The sequence below is a fragment of the Brevibacillus sp. M2.1A genome (assembly GCF_013284355.2).
In the GTDB taxonomy this organism is placed as follows: Bacteria; Bacillota; Bacilli; order Brevibacillales; family Brevibacillaceae; genus Brevibacillus.
The window spans coordinates 3961949-3983139 of record NZ_JABSUY020000001.1; the positions used below are offsets into that span (position 1 = coordinate 3961949).

Consider the following 21191-nt stretch of genomic DNA (forward strand, 5'->3'; position numbering starts at 1 on the left):
TGGGTCCTCTGCTCACCTGGTTCGGCTTAGCTTGCTTGCCATTCGTTGCTGATCTCAGGAAATCGCTGTTGCAAGTCCGGTTTGCTAGTCAGCTGTTCAAAGCGCATGGCTTGTTCCGTGTCAGGAGCTTTTTTTGTTTGCAGGATCATACGAAGCAGAGAAAAAGCTTCGCGTACATCCCCATAGCTCCCCTCTTTTTCCCCTTGTTCCAGCTGTAGCCTCAGTTGTTGTAGCGCTTGATAGGGAGCGATCACTCCTTGCTGATACGCTTCTTCATCGAGACCGCGGTTTTTTGTGCAAACGGCAATCGCAATGCAAGAATCAACCAATTGGGCAATGGCTGCTTGATTACGCGTTTTAGCATCCAGAAGCTCTTGCTGATAACGATTGATCTCCCCCTGCTTGTCAAAAGCAAAGGCGCGTAGGGGATATCCTTTGGCCAAATTTGTCAGTACACTTTTCGGTCCGAGCTCAATTACGGTATTCGCTCCCTGTTTTACCAAGTAATCCATCGTGGACTGCCAGCGAACAGGGCTGGTTGTCTGGGCTGTGAGCAAATCGACAAGTTGATCTGCATGGACATAAGGTTGTGCTGTCACATTGGAAATGACAGGCCACTTGGGATCGCAATACGTGTACCGCTTTAATTCTTCATTTAGTTGCTCGGCTGCTTGCACCATGAGTGGCGAATGGAAAGGCGCACTCACCTTGAGGCTGACAACGGAAGTCGAGCCATGCTGCTTGCACGCTTCTTCTACTTGTCGCACCGCATGTGCATGTCCGGAGATGACAATCTGATCTAAGGAGTTATGGTTGGCGACCACGACGATCGCACCGTCACGAGAATGTTCCCGACAAATCTCCTCGACAAGTTGAGCATTCAACCCGAAAATTGCTGACATGGCACCGACACCCTGCGGCGTAGCCGCCTGCATGAACTGACCGCGCCGATAGACAAGGCGGACGGCATCTGCAAACTGGATGGCACCGGCGCAAGTCAGGGCCGTAAACTCGCCCAGACTGTGACCAGCCACCCACTGTGGCTCGATGTCCATTTCCTGTGAATAAACGCGGAAGGCTGCGACACTTGCCGTCAGGATTGCCGGCTGAGCGTGCTCTGTTTTGGTCAGTTCTTGTACATCCCCTGCAAAACAAAGTGTTTGCAGGTTAAATCCAAGCGCATCACTTGCTTCTTCAAAGGTGCGAGCCGCAATGGGATGGGCCTCACATAATGCTTGGCCCATTCCAACATATTGCGAACCTTGTCCCGGGAATAAGAGTGCGATTTTGTCCATTTTTGATCACCCTTCTCTACGTCATGTATTCATTCACTAGCATCCTGAGCAATTGCTGGTAATCTTGCGTCATCTCCGTGACTTTTTCTGCCCGTAGGCAATCAGGGTCGAACACACACACGATATCTATCACGTCTTTTCCTTCCTTGATCCAGAAGGTAAGCTCATGTTCATGATGTGTGAACATTGCATCTGTAAATGCATTCACACTGCCAAAGAATGGAATAACGGTTCCTTCATTGCGATTTGTCCGCAATTTTTTTAGCCACAACGAGGCTTCTCCCGTCATTTTCTCGATGATCTGTCGTTTCTGTTGCACCTGCTTGAATAGATCGAAGAAGGTGTTGACCTCCGACATGTTCACCCGGAATGGATAGGCATTCGTCTGCAGTTCCTTGGCAACAGCCACTTCCATATAAAGATCCTGCTGTTCAGTCAATTCCGCCATGAGGTATAGATACATCGAAAGCAGGACGTCTCTCACCTCAACAGCCTCCATTTGACATACCTGCTGCACATTTTCAAACAGCTCACCAGTAAGTGAGAATTGGACCCAGTTTGTGTCCGCATTCGCTTCTCCACTAGCCCAATACTGAGGAGGCAGCTCTATCAACGAGACACGATCCAGCTCCTTCAACCAATAGGTGGCCGTATCGGTTTCCTCATGTTCATCTGTCAGGTCTAAAGCCGCATTCTTCAAAAAGTTGGTTAGGCTTGACAGCGTAGGATGTGCGAACAAATCGGCAATTCGAACCAGTCCAGGGTAAAGCTGTTCAAGCTTGGCATGCACTTGCACCAGTAAAAGCGAAGTACCGCCTATTTGGAAGAAGTTATCCTGCATACCGACCGTTTCACGTTTCAGCACTTCCTGCCAGATGCCTGCCACCTGTTCTTCCAGTCTGGTAGCCGGTGCTTGATATTCGGTGTGACTGCTGTGTTGGATTGCATCTGGCTCTGGCAATGATTTGCGATCCAGTTTTCCGTTTGGTGTCAGCGGCCACATACTCATATGTGTATAGAAATGTGGAATCATGTAATCGGGTAAACTTTTGCTCAGCATCGCTCGCAATTCATCACTGTCCAACATTTGCGGACCCATATAGTAGGCAGCCAGGTAAGGATTGCTGGCGGTATCTCGCACACTGACCACCGCTTCCGTAATATCCGGATGCTGAGAAAGGGCAGATTCAATCTCACCCAATTCGATTCGATAACCGCGCACTTTGCACTGAAAGTCAGATCGTCCCACGTATTCAATACGCCCATCCGGCAGCCATCTCGCGAGATCACCTGTTTTGTACATGCGTTGACCAGGTTGAAACGGATTAGGGATAAAGCGCTCAGCCGTCAGTGTTGGCTGACCAAAGTAGCCTCTCGTTACCCCATCTCCTGCAATGTAAAGATCACCATTGATCTTCATCGGCTGCACTTGCAGATGCTCATCGAGGATGTAGACTTGTGTATTGGGCAACGGCGCTCCAATCGTTACTTCCTCTGCGTCGGTCAAGTCCTGCACCGTAGACCAGATCGTTGTTTCAGTCGGACCGTACAGATTGTAAAGTCTCGCCTTGGTCTGCCTACGAAGCCGTTGGAACAAAGACGCTGAAAGAGCTTCTCCTCCAATCAGGATTGCTTTCAGGCAGTCAAGTGCGTGCAAGTTGCTCTTCTCTTCCAGCATGAGCTGCAGTCGGGATGGAGTCAGTTGAAGGAACGTGATCTCTTCCTGCAAAATCAACTCCTTGAGCACCTGCGGGTCTGCTTGCTGCTGTTCGGTTGCAATGACTACGGTCATCCCTTTCGTCAGCGGTACAATCGTTTCAAGCAGAAAAATATCAAACGAAATCGTCGTCACAGCCAGCATTTTGTCTGCACTGGCAAAATCGATGTGTTCCCCGATCCCCGAGCAGAAGTTCATCAAATTGCGGTGCTCAACCATGACGCCCTTAGGCTTGCCTGTAGATCCCGATGTGTAAATGACATAGGCGAGATCGCCAGGTGCAGACTGTGTTGGAAGATTCGAGTCTTCTGCCGTCTCTATCCGGGAATCGTTTACGTCCACTCGGTCAACACTTCCCCACTGCTTCTCTGCAAGAGAATCATGGGTTAAGACGAGGCGAGTCATGCTATTTTCCAGAACATAGGAGATACGTTCTTCTGGATAGTCCGGATCAATCGGAACAAACGCAGCTCCTGCTTTCAAGATCGCCAAGAGTCCGACCATCATTTCCACGGAACGATTCGTCAAAAGGCCCACGCAAGTATCAGCAGTGACGCCGTGTTCCTTGATCACACGAGCAACTTGATTTGCACGCTTATTTAAATCTGAATAAGTAACTTTCTTATCTCCGCACGATACAGCTAGCGCGTTTGGCTGTGTTGCCGCTACTTCTTCAAAAAGCTGGATGACTGTTTTTTCACGTGAGTATTCCAAGCTTGTGTCATTCCATTGCTCAATCAGCAGCAAACGTTCTTCTTCTGCTAGCATGGATATCTTACCGATCAACTGTTCAGGATTTTCCACCATCTGCTCCAGTATCTTCTGGAAGTGTGTGGACATCGACGTGATCGTCTCTTTGCTGAACAGCTTGTTGCTGTATTCGATATCGACAATCAGGCGCTGTTCTCGCTCGATGATGTCAAAGGTCAGATCAAACTGGGCAGAGCGTTGTTCAAATGGATAAGGAGAGAGCGTAAGGCCATTTGCACTCATGCTTCCCTTCGCGTCGCCGGTATTTTGCAAAATGAACATCACATCAAACAGCGGGTTGCGCGCCGTATCTTTTGGCAGCATCAGACGATCCACCAGCATTTCGAACGGATAGTCGGCATTAGAGAGCGCAGCCAATGCCCGTTCCTTTACTTCCTGAAGGAAATCCGCTACGGTTCGGTCGCTTCGCGGGAAGTTTCTCATCGCCAGTGTGTTCAGAAAGACACCCACGATGTTTTCCAGGTCTGCATGGTGACGGCCAGCCACTGGCGATCCAATGATAATGTCTTCTTCGCCAGCGTATTTCGACAACATAATGGTGAGCGCTCCCAGCAACGTCATGTACAAGGTTGCCCCATTGTTTTTTGCCAGTCCAAGTACCTTCTCTGTCATCTCTTGAGGAATCTCAAAGGTCAGGACATCTCCCTCGAAGCTCTGAACGGACGGCCGAGGGTGGTCTGTAGGCAGATTAAGCACAGGAAGTTCTCCATCCAGCTCTCCCTGCCAGAATTTCTCCTGAGCAGCCAATACCCCATTGCCAAGTTGTTCGGTTTGCCACACGCTGTAGTCTTTATATTGAATCCGCAGCTCGGGCAACTCGAGTCCCTGATACAATTGGAAGAACTCGCGGATCAAAATGTTGATGGACACACCATCGGAAACAATGTGATGCATGTCGAACAGCAACAAGTGTTTGTTGACATCAATGCGAATGAGCATCCCGCGAACAAGCGGCGCTTTTGACAAGTCAAATGGTTGGATGAATTGTTCGACCGTTTTCTTGGCCTCGTTCTCGTCGACTTCGCTATACGCCAACGTAAAATCTACGCTCGGGTGAACGGTTTGCATCAAAGCTCCATCCACGATGGTAAATGAGGTTCGCAACGACTCATGACGCTGAACCAACGAGACAAATGCACGTTCGAAAGCCTCTCTATCTAGCTCTCCTTCAAGCATCATGACAGTTGGGATGTTATAGGCAACTGCCCCTTCCTGCATTTGTTCCAGCACATAAATTCTTTGCTGAGACGAGGTGGCGGGGTAAGCATCCCGATGCTCTGCTACAGGAATCGCTGACACAGATGTTTCTTCGTTCGGAGCCATCAACATAGCCAATTGACGAATCGTCGGTGTCTGAAACAGGTCGGTGATCGTCATCTCTTTTTGCAACTGCTTGGTGACACGGGAAACGATACCGATTGCCAAAAGAGAATCGCCACCCAGTCTGAAAAAGTCGTCGTCGATGCTCAGTTCGGTGTAACCCAGCACATCAGACCAAATCTGACCTAAGGCAAGCTCCAAGGACGTGTAATGATCGCCTTCCTCCCTGCCAGACAAAACAACACGATTTTGCATAATCACTGCGGGTAGTGCTTCGCGTTCTTCATGAGACTTTCTGCTTGCAAATATCGAATCTCCTAGCTTTACTTTCAGAGACGGTGCCCATTCCTTCAGCACTTTCAAATCAAACTGTCCAATGATCAGGTGCTCAGTTTGGCAAGACAGCGATGCATCGAAGGCTTGAATGGCTCCATCCATCGGCATGTATCCGATAAAACCAGGACCTGTTATTCCTTCAAACGCATACCAGTTCAAAGCTATCGTTGGTTTTCCCGTTCGACTGCGAGCGGCACTATAGGCATCCAAGAAGCAGTTGGAGGAGACATAGTCACTTCCAGTCGCTCCACCCCAAATCGAAGCAAGTGATGAGAAGATGACAAAGAAATCCAAATGCTCTGGTTCAGCTATCTGATCGAGTATGACTGTGCCTGCCATCTTCGCTTTCAAACCATTTTGAAAATCGGAAAACTTCTTCGTCTGAATCGTCTCGAAGGTGATATGCGCCGCGGATTGAATAATCCCGTTGATCGGTCCGTAACGGGCTCGGACTTGCTCCGAAATATCCTCCATCTGCTGACGGTCAGACACGTCGGCTGCATAGCAGACTACCTGCGCTCCCATTTCCTCCAGCTCAAGCAGCGCTTTCAGCTTTCGTGCTTCAGCAGCACTGCAGTCTGGATGCTGTAAACGCTCACGCCATTCGTGGTTAGGTGGAAGTGGTGAACGATTAATCAGCACGAGCGTGACATTTTTTTGCGCGGCCAGATGCTTACTAAATGCCAGTCCCAGTTTTCCTGTACCTCCAGCGATCAAGTAAACGCCATTTTCGCGTATCTCTACGGGCCGCTTCGGGATTTGATCGATATCGCAGCGATTCATTTCTGGGACGATACGATTTCCTCTATAAGCAACCAATGTGTCATCCCGATTGCAGCGAATTTCCGCTAGAAGCTGGCCTGCTAACTGCGATACGGACAGCCCCTCAGTTGCTAGATCCAGGCTAAAGCATTGCAGTTTTGGATTTTCCTGAGAGATAACCTTGGCAAGACCGAACAAGGGAGCTTTTTCTGAGAAAACAGGTCCGTTGTCATCCACTGCTTGTGCGTAGTTCGAAACGATCCGTAAATCAAGCACCTGCTTCAGATCCAGCTCCAGCAACACTTGTGTCAAATGAAACAGACTGTAAACTCCCAGGTGTTGCGCTGATTCAAGAGCCTCAAGCTGTTCGGGATCATTTGGCTGCTGGGCGCCCGAGGTCAAGCTCCATAAATGGATAATTCCAGTCAGCTTTTCCTTTTTGTCTCCAAGTCTCTCGAACACACGCCGCAGATCTTCTGGCTGGCTGGGATCTAGGATAAACTCGTGGGAAGAAACGGAGGCAAAAGCCTCACCGCTGCGGAGTCTGAACACTTCATGTCCTTCCGATGACATCGCATCAGCCAGCGTTTCTCCAACACCGCCTTCATCTTGAAGCACCAGCCAGATTCCTGAACGCTGGGTCTGAGAATTGGTTGTCAGCTCTTTTGTTTGCCAGTTGATCTGGTAGAGCCACTCCCGATACTCTTGTGGCGTATACGCTGAATGTCCGATCAATAACGCTGAATCAGACAGATCACCCAGCGCTGTTGACGACGGATAAATGGCAACCGATTGATAGTTCGTATCTCGAAGCGCCTTTTCCCAACGTAGCGCATCCATCAGTCTGTTTTGCGGTCGCAGATCGGTGTCTTTGTGCTGCCACCAGTCTGCGGCAAGCCCCCCGATCACATTTGCCGTTGAACGATTTTTCACGAGCTCGATCGCAAACAGCACGCCTTTCTCTGCAAGCAACTGATGCAATATCGATAAGGATGCCCGAACATCCTTCGTCCTGTGTATAGCGTTATTAGCGATAATCACATCGTACGCGTGTAGTTCGAAGCCTTGTCCGGCTGGGTCCTGCTCCATGTCGAACGAATGGAACTGCACAAACGGGTACACCTCTTGGAACTCTTTTTCTGCCTCTGCGAGAGACGATTGCGCACGATCCGTAAACGAGTAGATGACATCTTGTTTCTCAATCTTCGGCAGCAATAAGCGAGTCAGACTACTGGAACCGCCCCCGAGCTCCAAAATACGGACGGGACGGCTAAACGAATGGATGTATTGAGCAATGGTTTCCACTGCCATAAGTCCAGAAGGGTTTCCAAGAGTAATGCGATCCGCATATGGCTTAAATAAGTCAGTAGTACTGTCGGTCGACACGCGAACGTTCTGCCCCGTCATGATCGTTGTGTAATGAGCAAAACACGCTTTCAGTTGAGAGAACGTATCCCGCTCATTCGGATAGCGATCCAGACAATCCTGATAAAACGTTTCCGTATCAAGGCCTACTGCATGTGCAGATAGACGGTATGTTCCTTCAACGTGTTCAACCAGAGACGCCTTAACGACAAGCCCAAGCATGAGTTGGAAGAGATGTTCATTTCTTCCATCAATCCCTACAGCTTCACGCAATTCTTCCAGCGTGTATGTTTGATCCTGCTTGTGGAAAACACCCAGTTGCTTGAAGCACGCAAGCGATGACAAGCCGGAATAAAAAATCTCATTCTCTTCCAAATCTGTTTGCTTTCGGACATTCACTTGATTCAGTAAGGTTTCCCCAAAAGTAAAGAAGGTGGAAGCAATTTTATGCACATCTGCTATTTCGTTCTTATGAATCGCCTCAGATGCTCCGGCAGTGGACCGCTCTGCCATGTCGTTTGCAGATTGATCAGATTCCACCCAGTGACGGGTTTTGGCAAAGGAATAGGTTGGCAAAGGTACCTTCTTCCATTTGACAGGACGGTAATATTCAAGCCAATTGATAGGCACCCCGGTCACGTACTGTTTTGCCGTTTCTACTGGGTTAGCGCTGTCTATTTGCACGCTGATCGTCAATTCACTTTCACCACGTGAATTCAGTACTCCGTAGAATACCTCGTTCCCATCAACAATCGGAGCACCGTCCTCTGTCCGATCTCCCGCGCACAGGCGATGGATCTTCTGCAAAAAGTCCTCTTTGCTGTTGATAATGAAGGCAAGGCGATATCGATAGTGTCCGCGCCCAATATTGGCAGTAGCGCACATATCCAAAAGGGAATGCTCAGAAGGCCCCGATAAAAATGCTTGGTATTTCTCGAGCAAATCCCATAGTGAGTCACTTGTTTTGGCAGATAACGTAATGAGGTAATCACCAGCTCCAGTGACGGCTGTCGCCTCGCGCCCAGGAGGCTCTTCCAATAGGACGTGGGCGTTTGTCCCGCTCAGGCCGAATGCACTTACCCCGGCTCTCCTCACAGGTTGGTCCGCCTCGACATCCCAAGCCTTTAGTACATCATTGATATAAACAGGCGAATCAATAAAAGGAATTAAGGTATTCGGCCGTTTCACATGCAGCGTCGGCGGAATCTGACGATGTTTCATCATCAGAACCGTTTTAATGATCCCAGCTACACCTGATGCTGCTATCGTGTGCCCGATATTGCTTTTGACCGAGCCTATTGCGCAAAATTGCTTTCGTTTTGAAACCTTCTGAAAGGCATGCATGATCCCCTCAATCTCGACAGGATCACCTAATCTGGTCCCGGTCCCATGTGCCTCAATATAAGAGATGCTCTCCGGATTGATTCGCGCCCGCTCCCAGGTTGTTCGCAACAAAGCAGACTGAGAAATCGCATTGGGCGCTGTAATGCTGGTAGAACGACCATCACAGTTGACCGCCGTGCTTTTGATTACCGCATGGATGTAATCGTTATCCTTGACTGCTTGTTCGTATGACTTCAAAAGAACAGCGCCAAGACCTTCTCCCCATACTGTTCCATCAGCAAAATCATCAAATGCTTTGGTTTTTCGGTCTACAGAAACGATGCCAAAGTCAGTATCTTGTTGAATCGGAAACAGGGAAAGGTTAACTCCACCTACAAGAGCCATTCGACAATCGTTATTTCCAATGGCATGACATGCTTGGTGCAGAGCGACCAAGGAGGAAGAGCAAGATGTATTAATCAATTGGCTCGGACCTGACAAATTCAGCAAATAGGAAATTCGTGAAGCGATAATTGCTGCAACGTTGCCAGCAAGCGAAGACGAATCAACGTTTTTCAACACACGCTGGTATTGGGATTCATTGTCACAATATCCCAGAAATACGCCGGTAGGTGAACCGCTGATCATCTTCTCGCTATACCCGGCATGTTCAAATGTTTCCCATGCCAACTCCAGAAACATCCGCTGATAAGGATCCATGGTTCGAGCCTCTGCAGGTGAGATCTCGAAAAACGCATGATCAAACAAATCCACGTGATCGAGATATCCCATCCGCTCATACTTAAAATCTTTGCCGTTAAAAAATTCTCTCGCTACCCTCTCGACGTCTGGACGCCTTGCAGCAGGGATATCGCCAATTGAATCATGCCCCTGTTTCAAATTGTTCCAGTATTCTTCGAGGCTGTTGGCTCCGGGAAAACGACAAGCCATACCGATGATCGCGATATCTTGGCGCGTATTCACGTTGGCAGAGGACAGTTCTTTCAGCAAGGGGAGTGCTTCCTTCTCTTGCAGCCGATGAGCTGCCACTTGCTCCAAGATGTATTTTTTTAGCAAACTCATCCTAATTCCCCTTTCTTTTGTCGATCAGCTCGGCACCCTTGTCTACGGAGAGAACTCCCTCCTTGACCTCCCTCAGCAATTCCAGAAGGGATTCATCATCATCGCTTTGATCTTCCATAGATGCAAACTGATCCTGTTTTCTTTGTTCGAGAAAATCCACAAACATGGCAATCGTATAGTAGGAAAACAAATGCGCGACACTAATCTCGCTATCCACTTGTTTTACAATTTGCGCATGCATTTTAAGCAACAGCAGGGAATTCCCTCCCAGCTGGAAAAAGCTGTCGTGTACCCCCACTTTTTCGATTCCCAAGATTTCTTTCCAGATGGTAACCAGCTGTTCTTCCTTCTCGTTTCGTGGGGCTACATATTCAGCATCGGACGCCTGCTGTTCATCCACTTCAGGCAATAGCTTGCGATTGATCTTGCCCCCTGCTGTCAAAGGCATTTTTTCAATGCTGACAAAAAAGGAAGGGATCATGTGATCGGGAAGCCGCTCGCTGAGATAACCACGCAGGTCACTTGCGGTTAATTCCTGAGCATTCGTTACGTAGTACGCGCACAATCGAGCCTTCTCTTCTTGAAATAGCACGGCACATTCTTTTACTAGCGGGTGGGACAATAAAACCTCATCAATCTCGCCCAATTCAATTCGGTGCCCGCGTACTTTTACTTGATGATCGATGCGACCGCAGAACTTGATATTGCCATTCGGCAGATAACGCCCAAGGTCACCTGTCCGATAAAGCTTTTGATAGCCAATTTCCGGATAAGGGTTGTCAACAAAGCTGGTAGCAGTTTTCTCGGGATCATGCAAGTACCCATGCCCCAAGCACAAGCCTGTTATATAAATCTCCCCTTGATGTCCCGCCGGAACAAGTTTGCGATTTGAATCCAGCAGCAAGATTTTCGTATTGGCTATCGGCTTTCCAATCGGGATCGGCCCCTGATGGGTATGGTCGATCTCAAAGTAGATGACACCAATAGACGTCTCTGTCGGTCCATACAGATTCGTGATACGAACGTGGGGAAATCGCTGAAGAAACAGATGTACGGTGTGAGCCGTGATTTCCTCTCCGCCCAAGATCAGGTGGCGAATCGAAGAAAGTGAATCGTGTATGTCCAACCGTGTTTCCATTTGATCCACCAGCAGATTGAACACAGACGGCACAAAGTCCGTAATCGTAATCTGATAGGTTGAAATGGCGTGTAACACTTGATCGAGCGTCATCTCGAATTCCGGAATCGGCAATACCGTACGGCCACCATGCAAGAGCGGCCAGAATAGTTGCCAGACCGAACTATCGTAATGGTGGGGAGTCGTCTGGAAAATGGCGTCCTGTTCCGTACAACCGTAATGTTCATCCATCCAGCGAAACCGGTTGAAAATACCGATATGAGGAACAACTGCTCCTTTTGGTTTGCCAGTGGAACCAGATGTATAGATCACATAGATCGGGTCGTCCACATCTACCTGGACATTCAAGTCCTGTTCTTCCCGGATATCGTCCGCATCGACGATTACAGCGCGTGTCCATTGCACGAATGACGGTTCCTGGCGTATTTCTGGCCCGATTAGCGTCACCGGACAATCCAATTCATCCAGTAGCTGCTTTTTCCGTTCGCTCGGACTTTGGACGTCTAGCGGGACAAAGGCCGCACCTGTTTTCATCACAGCTAGCAGGGAAATGACCAGATTCAAGCTACGATTCATCAAGACCGGAACATAGCTTCCTCTCCCAATGCCACTCTCCTTCAACATCCGCGCAAGGCAATTGGCTTTGCCATTAAGTTGAGCGTAAGTAAGGGTTTTGTTGCCAAATACAGCGGCCGTTAGATGCGGCGTCCGCGCTGCCTGTTCCTCGATCAGTTGATGAATCGGCTTGGAAGCAGAATGAGGAACGTCCGTCTGATTGCGGGTATACAACAGATCCGTCCGCTCCGCCTCTGTCAACATATCGATTGTCTGGACGGACCGTTTAGGATCGACGACGACTTCACGAAGAATTTGTTGATAATGCCCAATCATCCGTTCGATGACAGCCTCTTGGAACTGCTCGCCCGCATATCGCACGCGTCCGGTCATTCCATCTTCTGTTTGCTTGCATGCAAATACCACTTGCAGAGACAAGCCTTCTAAAGCAGCAATATCTTGCACGTTTTCGAGTACGAAGGCTGTATCCAGCAGTGTCTTCCTATCTGTGTTGGATAGATCAAGCCATTGCATCATTTGCGAAAACGGATAGTTCTGATGCTCCATTGCCTCTTTGACTAGCTGCTTACCCTCTTTCGCCACTTCTGCAAAAGTAGCTTCTTGATGCATCCGTACACGCAGCGGCAGCACCCGATTCCAAGCATTAGGGGGAAGCGGATTCTGAAAGACGGGCGTGAGAATGATCATGTCGTCTGTCTGCTTATACCGATTCAGCATGATTTGAAATGTCGACAGAAGGAACAGGTAGAGCTTCATCGGATGATGACCGCAATGGGCCGCAATGGCAGCGTTCAAATCATCTGGAAAGACAAACGATATTTCTTTTGTCTCCTCCTCCCCAACGCCTTCCTTCTCCGTCCCTTCGGTTGGAAGGAGGGAGAGCGTCCACTCCCCCTGTAACTTCTCTTGCCAGTACTGCTCCTCCCGGCTAAATTTCCGACTGGTTAGCAGAATGTTTTGCGAAATAGTATTCTCCATATGCCCTCCCCCTCTTACTCACCGCTTGCTCTAAAATTCAAAATCCCAATCGACGCCCTGTGCTTGAATAAGGGCTACCTCACGGGTCAATTCAAAGTCTTGCAGGAGGCGCTGGGGATCTTCCATCACCTGCTGCAACAAGCTTTTGAAGTCACTCACAAACTGCTCCATCGTCTCTCTGCGGAACAGGTCACTGCGGTAATCCAGCTTACATGTAAGTCTGTCGAAAACCGGATAAGCCGACAGATGAAGGTCAAGCTTAGCCGTCTTGTTTTGCAGGGGATAGTTTTTGACGATCATTCCCTCAAGCTCCAGTTCCCCTTCTGGATTGTCCATGTTTTGCAGGACGAAAATTGTATCAAAAAGAGGCTGACGACCTGTATTTGGTTCAAGACCAAGAGTCTGGACAAACAAATCAATCGGGTAATCCGCTTGTTCAAAAGAGGCAAGCGTATGCTCGCGGACCTCCGCAAGAAACTCGCGATAGGTTTTCTCGCCTTTTGGATAATTTCGTAAAGGAATCGTGTTGATAAACATCCCAATCACTTCATCAAACTCTGCAAATTTACGGCCAGCTACTGGAGTTCCGACAACGACATCCTCTTGACCGCTGTATTTTGCAAGCAGCATGTTGTAAACCGACAGCAGTACCATGTAAAGTGTCGCATGTTCCTGCGTTGCCAATTCCAGCAACCGCTGCCTCTCCTCAGCCGATATATCAAACTCAATCGTCGCACCAGGATACGTAAGAGATTCTGGCCTTTCATAATCAGTCGGAATCGATAGTAGTGGAGCCGGGCTGGTAAACAAGTCTGCCCAATAGTCAGCTTGAAGCTCCCCTGACTCAAGTGCAGATTCCTGCCAAACAGCAAACTCTTTTTGCTGGACGTCCAATACAGGAAGTGTCACACCTGCATAGAGACGAACAAAGTCCTCTACGAGAATATCCATGGATACACCGTCTGAAACGATATGGTGCATGTCGAACATCAAGAGATGCTTTTCCGGAGCAATCCTGATTAGCCCTGCACGCAACAAGGGTGCTTGACGCAAGTCGAATGGTCGTACAAACGCTGCCAGACTGGCCTCCAACTGCTCTGCACTGGCTTCGCTCACTTCCAAATGGAAGGCCAGCGAATCATGTACAATTTGAACCACTTGCCCATCTCTATAATCAAACGAGGTACGAAGAGATTCATGGCGGTCAACCAATCCTTGAAAAGCATGTTCTACCTTCTCACGGCTCAACTCACCCTCGATGAAACGGGCAGCCGTAATGTGAAGACTTGTGTCTGCCGGATTGACCTGCTGAAGAATAAAGAACTTTCGCTGGGCGGCCGTAACCGGATAGTACGTTCTGGCTTCGACTGAGAATCGTCTCTTCGTAATGGTCTTGTCTGCGCCATCTATCACCTTGCCAAGCTCCTGAATCGTTGGGTGATTAAACAAGGTTCGCAGTGGAAGCTGAACGCCAAATTGTTGTGCAACCTGGGCAGCTACCGCGTTGATTTTTAACGAGTGCCCCCCTAGAGCGAAAAAATTGTCCCGAGCACTGATTGTGTTTGGATCGAGCTGTAACACATGCGCCCAGATGTGGGTGAGAGCTTTTTCCGTCTCGGTTGTCGCTGACACCAAAATAGATGTGTCGACCCGATCCTGTATGCCGGGCTTCGGCAAAGCCCCTCTGTCCACTTTTCCGTTAGGGGTAAGTGGCAATACGGTTTGTTTTACATAGTGCATCGGCACCATGTATTCCGGAAGCACAGTAAACAGATAATCACGCACATCTCGTGCGGAAAATTCCTCCTGGGGAACGACATAGGCACATAAGTACTTTGCACCTGTTTCCTCTGAAAGCGCCAAGACCACTGCGTCTTTAACCGCTGGATGTCTACGCATCACCTGTTCAATTTCACTTAATTCGATTCGGTAACCCCGAATCTTGACTTGATTGTCCATTCTCCCGAAGTACTCAATATATCCGTCCTCCGTGATCCGTCCGACATCACCTGTACGGTAGAGTACTTGGTAGTCAGGGTCTTCTACCCAGTTGGCATACGGATTTGCTACAAAAACTTTTTGTGTCCGTACCTCATCTTTGTAGTAGCCGTATCCAACCCCCGGACCTGCTACACAAATTTCTCCTTTTACGCCTCGTGGGCAAATACACTGATTTTGATCGAGTATGTAAATATGAGTGTTCTGGATCGGTATGCCGATAGGAACCACAATCTGCTGATCGCTGGGCATCCCCCGAATAATGTGGTGCGTAATATCATCGGATGCTTCCGTTGGCCCGTACATATTCACCAATGGAATTTCCGTATAGCAGGCAAACCAGCGTCTTACCAGAGGAGCTGGCAACTCCTCTCCTGTCACTGCCATCCATCGCAGATCAGGGAAGCTGCGTTCGGAGTCCGGCCATTCTTGGACGAGATCAAGCAGCACGGAGAGCAGAGAAGGTACCACTTCCGCTACGGTGACGCGGTTGGAACGGAGTACGTTATGAAGAGCCTGCGTATCCATTACCGTCTCTGTATCGACCACTTGCACAGAGCCACCCACCAGCAGAACAGCCAGATATTGCCAAACGGAAATGTCGAAGCAAAGCGAAGCCGTTTGTGCGACAAGATCATCTTCGCAGAGGGATAGGTCGTTGATTTTAGCGAAAATGTGGTTAATCATTCCGCGATGGTGCACCATTACGCCTTTTGGTTGTCCAGTCGTGCCCGATGTGAAGATGATGTAAGCCAGGTCTGTTCCCGCACTCTCCCGACCGATGTTCTCTCCCGATAGTGACTCTACGGATTGATCGGATGAACCAAAGACATAGAGATACTTCAGCTCAGGCGAGGATGCTTGAATCTGCTCCAATCCATCTAGCAAGTCAGGCTGAGTGATTAACCCTGCAATCTCGCTCTTTTGCACGATGTACAGGATCCGATGCTGCGGATAGTCTGGATCAATCGGTACGTAGGCTCCTCCCGCTTTGAACACTGCAAGAATCGCAACTAGCGTATCCACGTTACGCTTCATATAGATACCGATTTTTGTGCCAGGTCGTAATCCTTGCTGGATAAAATGGCGCGCAAGTCGGTTGGATCTCTCGTTTAATTCCTGGTAGGTTAACGTTGATTTTCCGTCTGTAACCGCTTTGCGATGAGGCGTCTTTTTTACTTGCTCCTCAAAGAGGTGATCAAAGCTCTGATCGCGCGGAAAATCAATCCGATTGTCGTTGAATGAAAGAACTAACTCACGTACCTCAGCCTCAGATAAGCACGCGATCTCGGCGATTTTTTGATTCGGGTGGGTTACGATGACCTGATAGATACGGACCAAGTGCTCCATCATCCGTTCCATCATGCTGAGTTGGTATCTTTGCCCCACGTAACGCACAAGTAATTCGAGCGAGTTCCCCTTTTTAGAAAAGAGGAGCTGCAACTCGCTCGATACCTGTTCCAGGCTGTCCTGATCATGAAGAACGTCCAATAAGCAAGTCGCCTCAAAGAACGGTGTGCTGTTCCCCTGCTGCGGTACTTGCAATTCCTCGATCAACCGCAAGATTGGGTAGTTCTGATGTTCCACAGCTGCCTTTAAGGTCTGCCGAACTTCTTGCAGCAGCTCCTTGATGCTCCATTCCGGGAGTACCTGATGACGCAGAGGCAGCACTTTATTCAAGAACTCACCCGGCTCTGTTTGACGAAAGATAGCCGTTCCAACGCATATGTCCTGATGTCCCGTGTATTTGGACAACAAGATGCCCAATCCACTCAGCAAAGCCATGAACAAACGTTGATCTGAGCCATTGCTCAAATGAATCAGTGCCCTGCTCAGTTCGTCCGGAAACACGATGTTCAACCCACGAAGCTCAGACTGACGCTGAAACGAGGCCCGAGAGTCTGTTGGAAGGTCGAGTGAATGAAACTCTCGAGAGAGGTTCTCCATCCAAAAGTCTTTTTCGCGATCAAACTGCCCACTGGCCAGCAAGATGTTTTGTGCCGTTATCGTTGTCAAGCCAATCCCTCTTTTCTGTCAATCATGTATTTCTCAAAAAGCAAAGTCATCGTCGTCCACTTGTCCCTGTGCAACCTGTACTACTCCATGACCGATCTGAAGTTGTCCGATGGTTCGGTTCGGGTGGGCTACCATTTGCTCCAATAGAATGACAAAGTCTTGAGCCATCTTCTCGATTGTTCTTCTGTGATACAAGTTCGTGTTATATTGCCAGTGCATGCATATGTGATCCTCAGCCTTCACCACTTCCAAAGCCAGATCAAGCATGGCAGATTTGCGTCTGAACTCGTACGGTGCAAACTCGATTTGATCGAGACTGACTTTTTGCTGTTCCGCTGCATGATGCAGGGTCAGCATAGCGTCAAACAAGGGGTTTCTTGCTGGATCCCGAGTCAATTGAATCTGGCTTACGAGTTGATCGAATGGATAATCTCCATGCTCAAAACCGCTAAGCACGTTTTGGCGTACCTGCCCGATATACTCTTCGACGGTCAATTCTTTCTTCGGCCAGTTTCGCAAGGCCAAGGTGTTCACAAACATTCCCACAACAGGGGCAAACTCCGCACGTTGTCTACCATCCATGTCGCAACCAACGACGATGTCTTCCTGATTGCTGTATTTCGATAACAAAACAGAATAGACGGCCAACAGAAGCATGTACAGCGTCGTAGAACTTTGACGGGTAAACGAGTCAAGTTTTTCCAGCCATTCTCCAGACAGTTCAGTCAGCAACTCGTCGCCATCAAATGTCATGGTTTGTGGGCGAGGATAGTCGGTCGGGATTGCCAATGGTTGTGGCTGCTCGGAAAATGCTTGCAACCAGTATGCTTCATGCTCGGCCCAGCCGATCTCGGCAGCTTGTTCACTTTGCCACCAAGCAAATTCCTTGGCCTGTACCGACAATTCCGGCAACACCTGTCCTTGGTAGAGGTAACAAAACTCCTCAAGCAAGATAGACTTGGATATGCCATCCGAAATGATATGGTGCATATCGAAAATCAGCAGATGCTCTTCTGATGAAAGCTCAATTAAGCCGATACGAAGCAAAGGTGCTTGCTTTAAATCGAATGGCCGGAAAAAGCGTTCGATTGTCTTTTCCACAGCTTCCTCGTCTGTTTTCCATGTCTCGATCCGTACAGAAAGGTCACTGTGTACTTTTTGTTTCACCTGACCTTCCATCAGATGAAACGAGGTGCGCAGCGCCTCATGTCGTGCGACGAGTTGATCTGCGACGTCTTGCAGACGCCCCGAATCAAGAGAACCGGTGATCCGCATAACTCCCGGTGTATGATAGCTGGTAGCATCTTCTTCCAACTGCCACAACAAGTAAAGCCGCTCTTGCGCACGCGTGACAGGGTAATATTCCTGACCAGAGAGCAAAGTGATCGGTTTTTGCTCCATCTCTTGGAGGCTGCCTGTGATCCGATCCGCCAAACCGCGTATCGTAGGAGCATCAAACAGGTCGCGCATGGAAAGCTTCACTTGAAAGTCACTTTCTACTCTGGATAAAAGCTGAATGGCCTTCAGCGAATGTCCTCCCTGTCCGACAAAGTGATCAAGTACACCAGGGGATGGAATCTGTAAAACATCCGCCCACAACTCAGCCAACTTTTGTTCAATAGGGTTTGCCGGAGGCACGTATTCGCTACTAATGCTTGGCTTTACAGCAGGCAAAGCTTTGCGATCGATCTTGCCATGCGGGGTAAGCGGCATCTCGGACAGTTCCATAAAGTAACTCGGGATCATATATTCGGGGAGCCACTCCTGCAGGTGCACACGAAGGCCATCCGGTTGAACGCCGTCCTTTTGCACGACATAGTAGCAAGCCAGTTCGGTCAAGCCCATCTGATCAGTCATAGCCAATACCGCTACCTGGTTCACGGCAGGATGCTGGAGGACGGCGCGTTCCACTTCCTTCAGTTCCACACGATAGCCTCGCACTTGAACCTGATCGTCCATTCGTCCCAGATATTCAAACACTCCCGTTTCACTGAGCAATCCGACATCTCCCGTACGGTAAAGGCGCTCGCCAGTAATGGGATGATGCGTAAAAGCTTTCTCGGTCAACTCAGGCTTGCCCAAATATCCGTCGGTGATGCCAATTCCACCGATACAAATCTCGCCCTTGACATCAGGGGGACAAATTTCCCCCGTTTTGCCAAGGATGAACATATGTGTATTGGCAATAGGTACACCAATAGGGATTCTGAGTGTTTCTTCAGCAGGCTGTTCGGTGCAAAGAAAGACGGACGCGTATATCGCCGATTCTGTCATTCCGTAAATATTGGCGATTCGCGCGACACGAAACAAACGATTCCATTCGCGAACCAGATTAGCGGTCAGTGCTTCTCCTCCATTAAATACCCACTTCAAATTGGGCAACGGATCTGCTTCATTACGAGAGTGCACATGAGCCAGAAACACATTCATCATCGCAGGAACGAACTGGGTGACTGTGATGCGTTGCTCCCGCAGCCAGTCATACAAGGCTCCCGGATCTTTGCCGTCTTCCTCTTTCAAAATAGACAGCTTTGATCCAACCATCAGCGGCCAAAACAATTCCCACACCGAATCTGTAAAAGAGATCGAGGTTTTTTGAGCAACCACGTCTGTCTCGCTTAGTGGAAAAGTCTCCTCTAGCCAAAACAACGTATTCAATACCTGTTTATGCGTAATCATGACGCCTTTTGGCGCACCGGTCGAACCCGATGTGTAGATGACATACGCAACATCATCCTCTGAACCTGCCGGGGCTATCGCCTCTTCCTTTTGACGGCGAATGTCGGACGCTGTATAGACCTTGTATCCTGCGTGATGGAAGGAAGTCTCGTCCAAACAAATGATCGTTTCGATGCTGTCAGGGAGATCCGGTATGATCTCATCCAGATACACGGATTCTGTTACAAGCACCTTGCAGCGACTATCCTGCAAAAGGTATTGAATTCTGGCTCGGGGATAATGCGGATCAACCGGGACGTATCCCCCACCTGCTTGGAGGATGGCAAGAACTGCCGCTACCATCCGGGAGCTCCTGTCTGCGAGAATTCCTACGAGTTGCGAAGGAATTACACCCGCATCTTGTAGGATACGGGCTAGCTGATTTGCTTCCGCGTGTAGTTCTGCGTATGTTCTTTCTCGATCCGCCTCTACCACAGCGACTCTATCAGGCGTTTTTTCCGCTTGCCGGGCGAACAGTTCAGCGATGGTTACTTTGTTGCGGTACGGTTTGTCTGTCTGATTGACTCTGGTTAACAAGTTCGCTTCATCATCAGTGAGCAGGTTAAACTCGTTCAGATCCAGATCGAGCTGCATACGTCCATTCATTGCGACTCTTCCCCTTTTTAGGTGGTGGTGAAAAATTCCCGCAAACGGTTAATTCCCTCGTTATACTTCGCGGCAGAGTATGAGAGGCGCAATGTGTTCGGGATGCCAAAGTCAGAACCCGGTACGGTCGCCACATGTGTAGCCTCGAAAATTTGTGTAGCCAACTCAAGTGAGGTGCTGATGCCTTTTCTTTTCATAAATTGTTCGCAATCAATCGTGAAGTAGAAGCTGCCTCGCGCTGGCAGAGCACGGACATCCGGTACATTTTGGAAAGCGTCAATCGTATAGTCCCGACGACCTTTGTAAAGTTGGACCAAATGATCAACCTCATGCTGGTAATCAAGCGCAGTCATTGCTCCGAACTGTACAACTGGGTCAGCTGTGAGCAGTGTGTGGTGCTGAATGACCGTCAATGGTTGCACCAGCTCATCCGGTACGATCGCATATCCGACACGTCTGCTATACATCCGATACGCTTTGGAAAACGCATCCGTTGTGATGAACGTAGACTTGGTATTTTTCAGCTGCATCACGGATTCGCACTCGTCATCGAAGTAGGTATTCGCATAAATCTCGTCATTGATAATAGCGGCTCGGCCGTCTACGATGCTGTCGATCGTGTACAATTCCTCTTTTGTAAGAATATTTCCCAACGGGTTGCCTGGCGTGTTGATCACGACCACTTTCGTCTTGTCTGTAAAATTCTCTTTAAACGACTCCACATCAAGTCTCAACGTATCCAAATCAATTTTGTAATAACGAACTTTAGCACCGACTAAGAGCGCGCAGAAATGGTAAAGCGAGTAGTACGGTAGTGGCAGCAACACTTCATCGCCTTCTTTAAGCAAGAGGTAGAACAGGTTGCGGAATAGTGTGCTGGTACCGACACTGATCACGAAATTTTCCGGTTTGATGGACACATCGTATTTTGTTTGATAGTGAGTCGAGAGCTTATCTTTCAGCTCCGGAAGGCCACCCGGATACACGAGCGAATATTTTTCAAAGCTGTTCAATGCCTGTTGCATAGAATTGATAATTTCGGGATGCAACGGCATTTCCGACTTCCCAAGAGTCATTCGGATCGCTTCTCCACCGTTTCTCTCAAGCTCATTTGCCATCTGGTCCAGTACAAACATCAAAAAGCGCTCGTCGTGAAAATTAATTGAGGATCTGATTTCCATATTCTCCT

General features: G+C 48.9%; 6 protein-coding genes. All 6 read right to left on the reverse strand.

The window, feature by feature from the left end; genetic code table 11:
• Positions 1–26: 26 nt before the first annotated feature.
• The 6 genes from fabD to HP567_RS19080 are packed head-to-tail and all read right to left on the reverse strand — an operon-like array spanning position 27 to position 21183.
• Positions 27–1295, reverse strand: a complete 1269-nt coding sequence (gene fabD, locus HP567_RS19055; RefSeq protein WP_173607813.1) for an ACP S-malonyltransferase — start codon at positions 1293–1295, stop codon at positions 27–29.
• A gap of 16 nt (positions 1296–1311) precedes the next feature.
• Entirely contained in the window at positions 1312–9972 is an 8661-nt protein-coding gene (gene edeI / locus HP567_RS19060) for an edeine biosynthesis hybrid PKS-NRPS EdeI (RefSeq protein ID WP_173607814.1), read from the reverse strand.
• A gap of 1 nt (position 9973) precedes the next feature.
• Positions 9974–12664, reverse strand: coding sequence for an edeine non-ribosomal peptide synthetase EdeJ (gene edeJ, locus HP567_RS19065; RefSeq protein WP_173607815.1), 2691 nt, complete (start codon positions 12662–12664; stop codon positions 9974–9976).
• 30 nt (positions 12665–12694) lie between these two features.
• Entirely contained in the window at positions 12695–16678 is a 3984-nt protein-coding gene (gene edeK / locus HP567_RS19070) for an edeine non-ribosomal peptide synthetase EdeK (protein WP_173607816.1), read from the reverse strand.
• 33 nt (positions 16679–16711) lie between these two features.
• On the reverse strand, positions 16712–20002 hold the full coding sequence (gene edeL, locus HP567_RS19075) for an edeine non-ribosomal peptide synthetase EdeL (protein ID WP_173607817.1): 3291 nt from the start codon (positions 20000–20002) through the stop codon (positions 16712–16714).
• A 17-nt stretch (positions 20003–20019) separates the two neighbouring features.
• Positions 20020–21183 carry a pyridoxal phosphate-dependent aminotransferase gene (locus HP567_RS19080; protein ID WP_173607818.1) on the reverse strand — a complete coding sequence of 388 codons (1164 nt, stop codon included), beginning with the start codon at positions 21181–21183 and terminating at the stop codon, positions 20020–20022.
• Positions 21184–21191 lie beyond the last annotated feature (8 nt).

Coding starts and splice junctions, on each gene's coding strand:
- fabD (WP_173607813.1), bottom strand. CDS start 1,295: ATGGACAAAATCGCACTCTTATTCCCGGGACAAGGTTCGCAATATGTT.
- edeI (WP_173607814.1), bottom strand. CDS start 9,972: ATGAGTTTGCTAAAAAAATACATCTTGGAGCAAGTGGCAGCTCATCGG.
- edeJ (WP_173607815.1), bottom strand. CDS start 12,664: ATGGAGAATACTATTTCGCAAAACATTCTGCTAACCAGTCGGAAATTT.
- edeL (WP_173607817.1), bottom strand. CDS start 20,002: ATGAATGGACGTATGCAGCTCGATCTGGATCTGAACGAGTTTAACCTG.
- HP567_RS19080 (WP_173607818.1), bottom strand. CDS start 21,183: ATGGAAATCAGATCCTCAATTAATTTTCACGACGAGCGCTTTTTGATG.